The 14,219-nt window shown below is 38.5% G+C and carries 11 protein-coding genes and 1 pseudogene; 9 read left to right on the plus strand and 3 right to left on the minus strand.

Features of this window, described 5'->3' with window-relative positions; all coding sequences use genetic code 11:
- The 8 genes and pseudogenes from H7254_RS15935 to H7254_RS15970 form a co-directional block, all read left to right on the plus strand.
- Window positions 1-383, plus strand: a pseudogene (locus H7254_RS15935) (RNA methyltransferase); the annotation flags it as partial.
- Between the two features lie 89 nt (window positions 384-472).
- Entirely contained in the window at window positions 473-1,483 is a 1,011-nt protein-coding gene (locus tag H7254_RS15940) for a LysM peptidoglycan-binding domain-containing protein (protein ID WP_301933909.1), read from the plus strand.
- A gap of 777 nt (window positions 1,484-2,260) precedes the next feature.
- Entirely contained in the window at window positions 2,261-2,884 is a 624-nt protein-coding gene (locus tag H7254_RS15945; RefSeq protein WP_301933910.1) for a bifunctional 4-hydroxy-2-oxoglutarate aldolase/2-dehydro-3-deoxy-phosphogluconate aldolase, read from the plus strand.
- Between the two features lie 114 nt (window positions 2,885-2,998).
- On the plus strand, window positions 2,999-3,946 hold the full coding sequence (locus H7254_RS15950) for a 2-dehydro-3-deoxygalactonokinase (RefSeq protein ID WP_301933911.1): 948 nt from the start codon (window positions 2,999-3,001) through the stop codon (window positions 3,944-3,946).
- Between the two features lie 24 nt (window positions 3,947-3,970).
- Window positions 3,971-5,023: an SMP-30/gluconolactonase/LRE family protein gene (locus H7254_RS15955; protein ID WP_301933912.1), complete on the plus strand. Its 1,053-nt coding sequence runs from the start codon at window positions 3,971-3,973 to the stop codon at window positions 5,021-5,023.
- A gap of 172 nt (window positions 5,024-5,195) precedes the next feature.
- Window positions 5,196-5,402 (plus strand): hypothetical protein, encoded by a 207-nt coding sequence (locus H7254_RS15960; RefSeq protein WP_301933913.1) that lies wholly within the window; start codon window positions 5,196-5,198, stop codon window positions 5,400-5,402.
- Window positions 5,403-5,535: 133 nt separating this feature from the next.
- Window positions 5,536-7,008 carry a hypothetical protein gene (locus tag H7254_RS15965; protein ID WP_301933914.1) on the plus strand — a complete coding sequence of 491 codons (1,473 nt, stop codon included), beginning with the start codon at window positions 5,536-5,538 and terminating at the stop codon, window positions 7,006-7,008.
- A 540-nt stretch (window positions 7,009-7,548) separates the two neighbouring features.
- Complete coding sequence (locus tag H7254_RS15970) at window positions 7,549-7,944, plus strand: ACT domain-containing protein (protein ID WP_301933915.1); 396 nt, start codon at window positions 7,549-7,551, stop codon at window positions 7,942-7,944.
- A gap of 46 nt (window positions 7,945-7,990) precedes the next feature.
- Here the strand turns inward: H7254_RS15970 and H7254_RS15975 are convergent, their stop codons facing one another.
- The 3 genes from H7254_RS15975 to H7254_RS15985 form a co-directional block, all read right to left on the minus strand.
- Complete coding sequence (locus H7254_RS15975) at window positions 7,991-8,926, minus strand: hypothetical protein (RefSeq protein WP_301933916.1); 936 nt, start codon at window positions 8,924-8,926, stop codon at window positions 7,991-7,993.
- A gap of 371 nt (window positions 8,927-9,297) precedes the next feature.
- Window positions 9,298-9,864, minus strand: coding sequence for an NADPH-dependent FMN reductase (locus H7254_RS15980; RefSeq protein ID WP_301933917.1), 567 nt, complete (start codon window positions 9,862-9,864; stop codon window positions 9,298-9,300).
- A 136-nt stretch (window positions 9,865-10,000) separates the two neighbouring features.
- The gene (locus tag H7254_RS15985; RefSeq protein ID WP_301933918.1) at window positions 10,001-12,604 is read right to left on the minus strand and encodes a TonB-dependent receptor; all 2,604 of its coding nucleotides are present in this window, start codon (window positions 12,602-12,604) and stop codon (window positions 10,001-10,003) included.
- A gap of 243 nt (window positions 12,605-12,847) precedes the next feature.
- Between H7254_RS15985 and H7254_RS15990 the strand changes: the two genes are divergently transcribed.
- Window positions 12,848-14,164: a gluconate:H+ symporter gene (locus H7254_RS15990; RefSeq protein ID WP_301933919.1), complete on the plus strand. Its 1,317-nt coding sequence runs from the start codon at window positions 12,848-12,850 to the stop codon at window positions 14,162-14,164.
- Window positions 14,165-14,219: the final 55 nt, after the last annotated feature.

Consider the following 14,219-nt stretch of genomic DNA (forward strand, 5'->3'; position numbering starts at 1 on the left):
AAGATGCGGATAATTTTTTCTTTATCAAACAAAATGAAGAAGTGATTGCGCTGCCCGTACATCTTGAAAATGATCTGGCAACCATTCAACATGCTTTGTACATAAAAAAAGCTGGTGTTAAAGCTGGCAGTATCATCCGCAACGAATTAATTCCGGATCATGAACTGGCTTTGAGCAACATCATCAGCAATACCATACCCTCTATTGAAGTGGATAAAGAGACCGCTTTACAATACCTGCGAAGGCAGGAAATAAAAACACACACCTCCTTAAAAGGCTGGGTATTGCTAACCAGGCAGCAGTTGCCGTTGGGCTGGGTAAAAATTTTACCCAACCGCATTAATAATTATTATCCTAAAGACTGGCGGATTTTAAATAAATGAATGGCTTTGTTAAACTAAAATTCTGCCTGTTTAATAGTGCCACTAACCAACTTATTTTCCCATCTTTGCAACGAAAAATTTTATATCAGATGAAGCTTTTATTAATATTATTATTTTGCCTGCCCATAGTATTGCTGGCACAAAATACATCCCTGAATGCAGAGGGAATTGCTCCTAATTTATACATAACACACACGGTACTGGCAAAAGAAAATTATTACAGTATTGGCAGAATGTACAATATCAGCCCTAAAGAAATTGCGCCATTTAATAAACTGCTATTGGAGAATGGTCTTAGTCTGAACCAGGTTATAAAGGTACCGCTTACCACAATGAATTTTTTACAAGCCGGTAATGCAGCACCAGACGAGGTTTTAGTACCTGTTCATCATATTGTTCAGGATAAGGAAGGCTTGTACCGCATTGCTGTAAATTATAATAAACTGCCATTGGAAACTTTAAAACATTGGAATAATATTAAAGGCGATGCAGTACCAGGTGGAACACATTTAATTGTGGGATATTTAAAAGTAAAGCCAACATTATCGTCGCTGGCAGCAATGGCAAAAACAAAGCCTGCTGATATAACCAATGCACAGCCAGTTGCTGCCAAACAAGAACCAGCGGCTGTTATAACGACAGCAGAACCTGTTAAAAAAGAAAAGGCCGTTGTAAGGGAACAAGCAGCAGTGCAGGTTAAAAAAGATCTTCCTGCAGTTGTAAAAGAAGTAGCACCGGTTGCACAGTCTGTAGCAACAACCACCGCCTCAAAAAATTTTAGTGGGGGTACTTTTAAAGCTACTTTCGACAAACAGTTAAAACCCAAAGCGGTAAATGAAACTGGCAGTGGTGCTGTATTTAAAAGTAATAGTGGCTGGCAGGATGGAAGGTATTATTGTTTGCATAACACAGCCGCACCCGGCACTATTATAAAAGTAACCTGTATCAGCACCGGTAAAACCATTTATGCAAAAGTGCTGGATGTAATACCTGATATAAAACAAAACGGCGGATTGCTTATCCGCATCAGCAATTCGGCTGCACAGGAATTGGGTTTAGGCGAAACAAAATTTGATTGTACGCTAAGTTATTCGAAATAATCACACCGTTTATAATGAGTGTTTCATTAAAGCTCAAGAACTGTTTTTTGAAAGCGACCGCCTTTTTTATGCCATCTTCTGTAAGGGATAGAAATGTTTTTTGTGTTCGATTCAAAGGGCTTTGCCAGTATAAGATACCTTGTATACTATTTTTATGCCTGCTGTATGGTTTTTAATTTACTTCGTAAAAACGCACCCGGGTATATTTTATAAAAGCATTTTTAAAGAGATAATTCACCGTACAGGATTGTTCAATGGCTTTTTATATTGGCTTGTGCTTTGTAATTAATTCCAATATTATAGGAATGTATTTCAGCCTCTTTTGAAATAGGTATACTGATACACTGTTTTAATAACTTATTGCTTTGTGAAATTATTTTAACCGGGCCGGTAATCCTCTTTTCCTGGTAGCGGCATATCTGCAGCCCTGCCTGGTTATAAGTGGCCACGGCATTAGCGTCTGGCTGTGAAGAAGAATACTATTTAAAGAACCGGACGAAGACTTAGGATGAAAAAAGTTGCCTTTTGATAAAATGTAAAGGCACACCATCTACAGGTATCTTTCCTCTATAGCCCACCTGTTATAAATATCTTTAAAATGCGATATTGTGAAAACGTAGTTTTTGTATCGCAGATGTGGTTGCTGTTAATGCTGAACAGTTACACCTGACATTTACGGCAGTATTTTCACAAAAGAATGAATTAAAATTTGACAATGTATATATTTGATGTACCGCAAATTATTTGCGCTTTGGTTGGTATAAATAGTACACGCACATGAAAATATTATCGCAAATACTGGATCATAAAATTGTGGCCATTCTTCGCGGCATGCCACCAAAAGAAATCATGCGCATCGCAAGTGCTTTGTATGATGGGGGCATTCGGATTCTGGAAATAACGCTTAGCTCGGAAGACGCATTGTCATTAATCGAACAGTTAAGCCACACTTTTAAATACAGGTTGCTGATAGGCGCAGGCACAGTATTGAACACAAGTGATGCAGCCAATGCCATTGATGCCGGAGCTGCTTTTTTAATATCACCATCATTGGATATTGGCGTGATTAAGATTACTAAAGATGCAGGACTGGTAAGTATTCCAGGTGCTTATACTGCTACTGAAATTTTAACTGCCCATAACAACGGGGCAGACATTGTAAAAGTTTTTCCGGCCCCGGATGCTGCCTATATTAAAAATATACTGGCGCCACTAAGTCATATACGCGTAATGCCCACAGGCGGTGTTGACGCAGGAAATATAAAGGCATTTGCGGTAGCCGGTGCTGTAGCTTTTGGCATAGGTGGTGCCCTTGTAAACAGTAAAACTATTGTAGACGAAAATTATTTAGCAGCCCTGAAAGATAGAGCTGAAAAATTAATTACTGCTTTAAATGGTTAAGCCTTATTTTATCAGGATTGTATTGTACGGATTGTTGCAGTTTATATTGTACGATGGAAATAAACTGTTGTATAAATAATTCTGATTCATCAGCAGGCAGAATAAATAAATTCAATGAAAAAATTTATCAGTTGCGATTGGGGTACCAGTACTTTTCGTTTAAGGATAATAGACGCAGCTACAAAAAAGGTATTGGCTGAAACCAGCACTGCACAGGGCATTTCAGCTACCCATGCTTTGTGGAAAGAACAGATATCTGCCGATAGAATTGCATTTTATAGTAATGTTATTCTGCAACAAATTAAAATAGTAGAAAAACAAATTGGATACACAACCGCTGGTTTAACAATTGTTATTTCCGGTATGGCCTCTTCAACTGTCGGCATGTTGGAGCTGCCCTACAAAGCCATTCCATTCCATATTAACAAAGCAGAACTTGAATCTCATTTTATATCCGCAACGGATATGTTCCCGCATAAGATAATTCTTATTTCAGGTGTGCGTTCTGCAAATGATGTAATGCGGGGTGAGGAAACAATACTGTGTGGTTGTGGTATAAAAGATTTGGAGGAAGAACAAATCTTTATTTTCCCGGGAACCCATTCAAAGCACCTGACAGTTAAAAATGGCATGCTAAAGGATATTAAAACTTACATGACAGGAGAGGTGTTTAACCTGCTGAGCAGCAAGAGTATTTTAGCAGCATCAGTGAAACCAGGCGAAGCAGCAGCAAGCAACATCGATTCATTTATAAAAGGTGTTCAGGAAGCTGTTGGTAATAATTTACTGAACAGTATTTTTCATGTGCGCACCAGCCAGTTGTTTGATATTTTAAATAAACAACAGAATTATCATTATTTAAGCGGGCTTTTGATTGGCGGGGAATTAGAAGATTTACAGCAAAAAAATAATATTTCGATTACGGTTGTTTCATCAGGTGTATTATCTAATTTGTACCTGGAAGCATTGGCAGCACTGGATTTAAAGAAACGATGCACCATGCAGAATGCAGATGCCGCATTGATAAACGGCCAGATTTTTATTTTAAATCAATATCAATAAATTTACCAATCTAAAGATGCCATTATGAAAAGTACATTTTCGTTTATCGTATTCAGCTGCCTCATCACTTGTTACAGTTGTAATAATAATAATGCCGGTAAAGAAAAAATAGCTCAGGCTGCCGTACCAGCAGATAGTGCAGCCGGTAAAATCGAATTGTACGATAGCAGTGCGGCAAGATTAATAGACAGCAATGCAGCCTTTGAAATAATTGGCAGAAATTATACCTGGAGTGAAGGACCTGTTTGGATCGCCGCCAAAAAGATGCTGCTCTTTACTGATGTTCCGGAAAATAAAATATTTCAATGGCAGCAAGGGGATACATCAAAACTGTATTTAACACCTTCGGGTTATACCGGTACTGTAAAACGGGATGGAGGCGAAGATGGCGCCAATGGCCTTGCATTGGATAAAGAGGGAAGATTGCTTTTATGCCAGTCGGGCAACCGGCAGGTGGTTAGATTAAATACGCCGATTGATTCGCCTAAACCCCTGTTTACCGTACTTTCAGCCAATTACAATGGTAAAAAATTTAACAGTCCAAACGATTTGGTTACAGACAATAAGAACAATATTTATTTTACGGATCCTATTTATGGGTTGCCAAAAGGTGCGGCTGACCCCACAAGGGAATTAAAGTTTGAAGGCGTATATAAAATAAACGCAGCAGGTAAAACAAGCCTGTTGATTGACTCAATACCCAACCCCAATGGCATTGCCTTGTCGCTGGATGAAACAATTTTATACGTGGCCAGCAGCGATGATAAGCATCCCAAATGGTTCGCCTACAACCTGGATGAAAACGGAAATATTAAAAACGGGGGTGTGTTGCTGGACGGAACTGAGATGAAAATAAAGGCAACCGTAAAGCAAGGTGCAGATGGATTTAAATTGGATAAGTACGGCAATATTTTTAGTGCAGGTCCGGATGGTATCAATATTATTTCTCCGGCGGGAAAGATATTGGGACTGATAAAAGTATATGTGCGGAGGGTTTCCAATTGTTGTTTTGATGACACAAAAAATGTATTGTTTATTACGGCGCATGATGTGGTACTGAAAGTAAAACTACACTGATAAATATTTAAAAAAATTTGAAGCTGTCTAAAAATTATTTTTGGAATACCTTTAAGAAGTAGCCGGTGGGGACACCAGCCACGGCGGTTGAATACCTTTAAGAAGCAGCCGTTGTGGACACAATAGGCCACGGGGTTGGCCTGTTGTGGACACAACAACCTTAAAATGGCAAATGAAAATTCAATTTTTAGACAGTTTCTTAGTGCGTAAAAATTGCCTGAGTAGTTGTAATTATAACGAAGGTTATGCACTGTCATTGCTTGAATTTGACAATATTAGCAGCAAAGAATTTACCCCAATATTGACAGGGCGGGGAAGCGGCTGGGCACCGGTGCTGGATACTGCTGCAAATAATTGTCCAGAACCAAACGCATATTAGCACACGATAAGATTTTTAACGGGCCTGGCTTTGCCGAAATTATAAAATTATTGCCCGGCAAGAAGCCGCATTCCAGGAGCAACTGAAATTGAAAAAATAAAGTGGATACATTTACTAAAATACCGCTGTAAAAATGATTGAAAATAGCTTTGATATTCCCATCGATGTTGCCTTGCTTCCATATAAAATTGTAAAGGCAGGCCATCTTAACTGCATCTACGAAGCAGGCAACCTCCGTTATATAAAATGTGGCGACACTGAAATTGTGCGCATGATATACGGTGCTGTAAGAAATGAAAATTGGGAAACAATTGCTCCGGAAATTACAGAAGAAATAATTGAAGCGGAAGAAGACAATTTTTGCATAAGTTATACCGCTTTGTATAACACAGCTGAAATAAAATATACCGCAAAATTTATAATTGAAGGAAAAGCAGACAGCTCCATCAGTGTTATTATGAAAGGATTGGCGCTGAGTGATTTTAAAAAAAACCGGATTGGCTTATGTGTATTGCATCCGTTAATAGAAAACAAAGGGAAAGAATTGCAAATTGTAAAGCCTGCCGGCGACAGGCATACAGCAGTTTTTCCTGAATTAATAGCCCCTCATCAGCCGTTTAAAGAAATACAGCAAATGCAATGGCAGCCTGCAACAACATTATATGCACGGATACGCTTTAGCGGAGATATTTTTGAAACCGAAGACCAGCGTAACTGGAGTGACAGTTCGTTTAAAACGTATTCAACACCGCTGTATTTACCTTTTCCTGCCCTGGTAAAAGCGGGCGAAACGATGGAACAAAGAATTGTGCTGACTGTTACCGGTAATATAAATCAACCTGCAGAAAAACTACAGCAGAAAAAAATACTGGCTGGCAAAGCAGCATCTTCCAAAATGGGCTATTGCATGCCGGACGGGCAAACAATGTTAACAGATGAGCAGGTAAAATTTTTTAAAGAAAACAGGTTTCATCATTACCGGGTAGAAATATATTTGTATAAAAATTACTGGCAGCAACAATTGCAGAACGCAGTAACTGATGCCATAAAACTAAATACAAAACTTGAACTGATTCTGTTTTTTGAAAATAAATATGATGAGCAACTTCAATTATTTTTACAGCAAATTAAATCCAGTACCCAATATATTTATGCAGTACTTTTATTAGATAGAAAACAGGTAGTTACTCCGCCTGAACTGATGCAGAAAGGATATACTTTAATAAAAGCCGCCTGGCCTTTTATTAAAGTGGGATATGGTACAGATGCTTATTTTGCTGCGTTAAACCGCAACCCGCCTGGCAGTTTACCGCATAATTTTGTTAGCTTTAGTTTGATGCCACAGGCACATGCCAGCGATACACGTACCATCCTGGAAAACCTTGAAAGCCTGCCAGACATTATTCAAACAATACAATCATTTACTCAGAAAGACATTCACATTTCACCGGTATCAATTGGCAGGCGCATAAACCCGGATGCGGTTGCTGAAGAAGATTATTTGGTGGCCGATACCGACCCAAGAACAGGTACAGCATTTGCTGCGGCATGGAAATTATTCTGTACGCAGGGGCTTGAGAAAGCTGCCAGTATAACTTTTTTTTGAGCTCAGTTTGTAAAAAATAGTTTTGCCAAAGTGAATTTAAAAACAAAATAGCAAAATAAAAATTTGTGTATTACAAGCAGTTTGCAACGTAAGTAAATATGTTTTGATGGTATGTACAGAAAGTGGATTGCTCGCAAAAAAAATCGCTACGGGATAGCAGAAAAGCTTCCTTTAATAAAAAAGTATTGGTGCGATAATAGCCCAGGAAGAAGCGATGTATTGGGTTAAAAAGATCTGATGTACAGGAGAAAAAGTTTTATACTTCTACTGCAGTAAGCGCCGATAGGAATATGACCCTGGGGGTTTAAATAATAGTCGGAAAATTTAATTTGTCCGAAAAATTGCTATTGTAATTGAGAATAACCCGATGGATAATATGGAGAAGGATAATTTTTACAAGCAATAAATTTAAGCTTGCAGGTAAAAATAAAATTAATTAAAGTATATCCAGGTAATATTTTACAGGTCACAAATCCGCGTAATTCTTATAAATCTGTGTAATAAAATAAGTAAAAATTAATACGATAAATTCCAATCACTATGACAGGAGAGCAAGATCTGAACCAGCTTTTAAAATCATTGAAACCCATACACAATCCGGGACAATTTGTTTTTTGTACCCTGAAAGATTTGGCCGAAATAAATATAAATGATACGATACTGTTATTTAAAGAAGCAGAAGGTTACACGGTTATTCTGAAAAAAGATAAGGCAGATAATTTAAAACTCAGTTACTCTTTTATCTCTTCGTGGATTACGTTGACAGTTCATTCTTCATTAGCTACTGTAGGATTAACCGCGGCGTTTTCAAACGCTCTTTCTTGTGCAGGAATAAGCTGTAATGTTGTGGCAGCTTACTATCATGATCATATATTTGTAAACAGTACCGAGGCTGGAAAGGCAATGGAAATTCTTAACAGGTTTTCTGAGCAATAGTTTAAACAAAGTGTCAGTTTTGTAAAATCTGTTAACATCACTGATATCAGGAAAGACTCTTTACTGTTTTGCCAATTATTAATCCATTCGAGTAGATTAAGACAGTGTAAACTCCTTTTTTAAAATTAGCCCCGATCAAAGAAAAATGCAGTTGCTTTTCTTCGTCTTTATCTAAACTGACAGGTATTTTATTTGTATAAAATTTTAAGCCCTCCGGTGTATAAAACGAGCCAACGTTCCACGCAGAATTTTCTCCTGCTTTTTCGTTTGGACGCAATACCGAAATGAAGATATTTACATTTTTGCGGATGATGCTGCTTTTAATAATAAATGAGCCGCTTAGTTTTTCCGTTTCAGCTGCCTTAAAAGTTTCCAGTTCTTTATTATCTTTTATATGCAATGCCGTTATTAAAATATCCTTTACAACATAAGCCTGGTTTAGGGTAGTTTTTATTACAGGAGGTTTTGTAGTGCCGGATAAACTATTTACATGTTGATTTTGCACACCTTTTTCCTGATCTGCATATTGCAGCGCCGCTTTGAGCCGCTTATTTTCTTTTTCGATATCTATATTCTGGTTTTGAAGTTGTACAATTTTTGATTGCAGTTCCTGAATTTTTTTACTTTCAGTTGTAAAAGTATATTTGCTGTTTTTAATTTTTATAAAAGAATCAACCTCACTTTTAATTGTATTGATCTCATTCAATTGCTTATCTGCATTTCCTGTCAGCGAATCGGTAGAAACCTTTACAGAATCAATTCTGGCATCCAGATTTTTGATGGTACTTGTGTATATTTTGAGCATGGAATCAGGAGTGCAGCCAGAATTAACAGTAGTTGACTGCATCCTTTTATTCGCCGTACTATTTTCTTTTTGACTGCTGTTAATAAACTGATAACCCCAGATAGAAAGTAAAACCAACGACAGCGATAACAGCATAAATGAAACTATCAGCAACAGGTTTGATTTTGTATCTCTCATAAATATTTATGTTTATCTAACAATGATTCCATAAATAGTTTGTTCGGAAATGTTTGGACCTATAATGGGAGAGATGCTTCACAGCGCCATTTTTATTTAATTATTTAAAATTATTCCTTTTTCTGCTATCCTTTTAAACGGGTGTATAAAGTCTGATAATCTGCTAATGAATGCCTCCGGTAATTTTTAATAAATACCAGATGTATTTTTTTTAGTCCCTTAACGGATCATTTGTGAGATTTCTTTTATTTAAAAGTAGGACAATTGAATCAGGTGACAGTAAGGAATTATTAATTGGAATAAATATTTAAAAAATTTAGCCTTTACCAGCGTTTTTAACGTTGAAGCAGGTAACGGGAGATAAAAATTTATTATGAATTTGTATTCATTTTATTTTTTGCCTCAATGCACCACATAAGTTCATCCACAAATGCATCAGCTTTTTTATCCGTAGATTCTTTATCCGCTGCAATTCCGTTTTCATCAAATGTTTTATCAACAGCAGGTACAGGAAACATGGCAGGAACAGTCCAGGCCCGTATTTTCCATAAAGTAAATTGCAGTGATGTTATTACCTGGGTACCTCCAAAGACACCATCAGATACTGTTGAAATTGCCACCGGTTTACGGTGCCATTCATTATACAAGAGGTCAATTACATTTTTTAAACTGGCAGGATAACCGCCATTGTATTCAGGTGTTACAATAATTACCCCGTCTGCGTCGGTAATCAGTTTTGTAAATTCAAGAACTTTATTATCCGGACTAACCTGAAATTTTAATCGCTCTTCAAAAACCGGGAATTTGTATTCATTCAAATCCAGGATGTTTACCGAAGCCAGTTGCCGCTCTTCTATGTATTTTTTAAAATACAATGCCACCCGGTGGCTTTTTCTTCCCGTGCGTATACTCGAAGAAATAATTGCTATCGTTGCCATACTTCCATTTGTTTATAGTTGAAAATAGAACAGGCAAAGTCCATACCAGTTGTATAACATCAACCCATTCTTGCTGCAACTAAAAACAGTTATACCATCGCTGGTATAACTGTTCACTAATATTTTCAGGAATTAATTATTGAACACCTTCAGTTGCATTCATTTCACCCTTGTTACTTTTACGTTTAAATAAAGAAGCATCTATTTTTCCAAAACGGTAGCTAAAGTTTAGCCTCACCATTTGCGGATCACGCAAACGGTTATAGGTTTGGGTAAAATACTCGCTGCTGCTGTACTGGTTGCTGACACGGGTTTTAAAAATATCACTGATGCTTAAAGTAATGGCTGCAGCATTATTTTTCAGGAAGCTCTTTTTAAAAGCAAGATCCATACCCCATGAAGGCAGAATATATCCCTGCGAGGAACTCTGGCTCTGCATCCACGGCGGACCACCGCCCCCGTTGGTATTTACCGGAAGGTTGGTTTTTGACTGGTACGTTGTTGTTAACTGTATGGCATAATTTTTTGGCAACTTAAAATTACTGTTGAATTTACCAAACATACTCCACAAAGCGCCCTGCGATGCAGCGGTTACATTGGAGGTATTTACTTTGGAGTTGTACACGTTTACATTGGTACTGATATCCCACCATTTGGTTAAGTAATTCTGGGCTGTTGCTTCTGCACCCGTTGAATAACTTGAGTTGGCATTGATGTAAGTGTTGATCAGTTGGTTGGTGCCAGATACCGGATCAACTTCCTGCGTAAGATAACGGGTAATTAAATTAACGGTGTGTTTATAGTATACCGATGCAAGAAAGCTGTTATTGCCTTTAAACGTTTTAAGATAAGACAGTTCCAGTGATTGTGTAAACTCAGGAACCAGGTTGGGATTGCCTTTGGTGATATTTAATTTATCCGTATAGTCTGTAAAAGGTATCAGTTGAAAAAAGTTAGGCCGGTTGATACGGCGGCTGTAACTCAATTGTAACTGTTGTTTATTGCTCAATTGCTGACTTAAAAATACGGAAGGAAACAAACTAACGGGATAACTATTTTTGAATTTTTCGCCCGTGTTGGTAAGGGTGCCGGTATAGTCAGAATGTTCTGCACGCAACCCTACTTTGTAGCTAAAGTTTTTAATGCTGCTGCTCAGTGTTGTATAAGCGGCGTACACATTGTCGCTGTTTTGGTAATTGCTTACAGCAGAAGGGATCAGCTGGTACTCATTGCCATTGTAAATGTAGTTGTTGTTAGCATTTATCCTGCTGCGGATAGCCGCTCTAACGCCCGCTTCCAGCTTTGTTATCTTACTAAAAGGCAGTACATAATCCGTCTGTATTACAAAGTTTTTATCGCTCCCACTTCCAATTGCTTTCTGCAGTTCGGTATTGGTAACCGTACCGCTTTTTGAAAGAAAATTGGTGGTATACAAAGAGTTGTTTTTATTTCGGCCGCTAAACAAATTGGCATCCACCGTAATTTCTTCTCCTTCCTTGGGAAAAATATGTTTCAAACCAAACACCAGTCCCTGCCCGTTGAACTCACGGGAGCCAGCTGTTACGCGGTTGCTGGAAGTACTTATTTTTCCGCTGTTAAATAAACTGTCGGTACTAATATCAATGTTTTCATGCGGATTAAACTGGCCATGCACCCTGATGCCTGTTAATGAAAGGGTGGTTCTGTTGGTAACAAAATAATCAAGCCCAAATTTGCCAAATAAAAAGCCGCCGGTTGTTCTGTTATAATTGCTTTGATTTACAGAAGTCTGCGGTGTATCCAATAAATTTAAACGTTCTGTAGTACCGGTGGTACGTCCTTTATTCTGGTTTACATTTACAGCTGCAGTAAAGTTAAATTTGTTTTGTCTGAAACTAAAATCCCCACCGCCATTAACCGCACCGCGTTTATCTACACCTGCCCTTACATTGCCATTGTAGCCGGTTTTTTTATTTTTCTTTAAAACGATGTTTAAAATACCTGCGCCACCACCAGATGCATCGTATTTGGCAGATGGGTTTGTAATTACTTCCACACTTTCAATTGCATCAGCAGGTATCTGGTCTAGGGTAAGTGTAGTGGGCCTGCCATCTACCAGTATCTGCGGAGCAGCATTGCGAAGGGTTACGTTGCCGTCAATATCAACATTTACAGAAGGTACATTGCGCATTACATCCAAACCGGTTCCACCTGCACTCATAATATTTTTTTCAACATTAAATATTTTTTTATCAGCAGATAATCTTATCGGAGGTGCTACCGAGGTAATGGTAACATCCTGTAATTGTTTGCTATCGGTGGTTAGTTTTATATTGCCCAGGTCTTTATCAAAAGAAGGCATTGCACCTGCTGCAGGTTTGGCTGCGCCGGGTTCCATCTTTGGCATAAATGAAACGGTTTGCTCAGCAGCTTTATAGCCACTGCTGCTTATTTTTAATTGTAAATTGCCCTTTACCGGAAGTTCATCAAAACTAAAATCGCCATTGGCTTTGGTAATCATCGCTTTCACCAATACCTCTTTTATTTTTTTTGTAACACTGTCTGTTTTTTTACGCAACAGCATTACCGATGCATCGCTTACAGGTTTGCCATCAGCATCCGTAAGTTTACCGTACAAATGTCCAATGTTTCCAGGCCCCGTTCCGTTGCCACCCATTCCACCCGGCATACCGCCCGGCATTTGAGCCATAGCGCTGCCGGTATAGATGATTACTGCGAGGAGGAGAAGAATCTTTTTCATAACAATTATTTATTTATTTGCAAAACTACTTCTGCCGTAATGTTAAATTTTGTAAAAGAGATAAGCAGGTAAAATGTTGCGACGAAACGGATATTATGGTGAAAGTTTATTTTGCCCGGTTTGTACTGTCTAAAAAATACAATACCATAAGGCTTGTCTATTTTTTGCTTACCAACTACATTTATTTAATCGCAAAATGCGGCAGCCTTTTTTCCTATCTTTATTTATCAGCAAAAAAAAATTATGTCTTTACTTATCCTGTTGCTTGGCATTGCGTTGCTTGTTGTATTAATTACCTGGGCAAGGCTCAATGCGTTTCTTGCTTTTATTATTGTGGCTATTTTAATTGGCCTGTTCAATGGGATGAACATTACTGCTATTACCGGTTCGCTGCAAAAGGGCATTGGCGATTTGCTGGGTTCTATTATTATTATACTCGGCTTAGGGGCTATGCTGGGCAAGCTGGTGGCCGATAGCGGCGCAGCACAAAAAATTGCCACAAGTCTGATGCAGGCCTTTGGTAAAAAATATATTATGTGGGCACTTGTACTAACCGCATTTGTGGTGGGCATTCCGTTGTTTTATAATGTTGGTTTTGTGCTGATGGTTCCGCTCATTATTACACTGGCAAAAAGATACAATATCTCCGCGGTATATATCGGTATTCCCATGCTGGCTGCCTTATCCGTTACACATGGTTATTTACCACCGCATCCTTCACCTACCGCGTTGGTTACACAATATCATGCCGACCTTGGCCTTACATTGTTGTACGGTTTTATAGTGGCGGTGCCAGCTATTGTTATTGCGGGCCCGTTGTTTGCAACCACCCTTAAAAAAATAAAGTGCCAGCCACTGGCAACCTTTGCCGGAAAAGATATACCCGATGAAGAACTGCCCGGATTGTTTACCAGCATGTTTACGGCTTTTTTACCGGTTATTTTAATTGCTACAAGTACCATCGTAAAACTTACGGTGCATACTGAAAATAATTTCACCAAAATTATTATGGCTCTGGGCGATCCTGTTATTGCCATGACGGTTACTTTGTTGTATGCTATTTACAGTTTGGGTATTCAAAGAGGTAAAAAAATGCAGGAAGTAATGATGCCGCTGGCAGAGGCAATAAAAGATATTGCCATGATTTTATTTATCATCGGTGGTGCAGGCGGGTTGAAACAGATATTAACAGATACCGGCATCAGCAACCAGATTGCAGCCGGTTTACAAGGCATGAATATTCATCCCTTGCTGGCTGCCTGGAGTATTGCAGCCATCATCCGGGTTTGCCTGGGGTCTGCAACGGTAGCGGGTTTAACAACCGCAGGTATTGTGGCGCCATTGATTGCAACTACGGGGGTAAACCCCAGTTTAATGGTATTGGCCACGGGTGCCGGAAGCCTCATGTTTTCACACGTAAACGATGGCGGGTTCTGGTTGTTTAAAGAATATTTTAACCTGTCGTTTAAGGATACCATCCGTACCTGGAGCCTCATGGAAAGTATTGTTTCTATCGTGGGTATTATCGCCATTTTTATTCTCAATTATTTTATTGCTTAAACTGGTTGAGTTAATTATTTTTGATACCAGCATTACTTCTTTGTGGCATCATCGT

The organism is Ferruginibacter sp., from assembly GCF_014377975.1.
GTDB lineage: Bacteria > Bacteroidota > Bacteroidia > Chitinophagales > Chitinophagaceae > Ferruginibacter.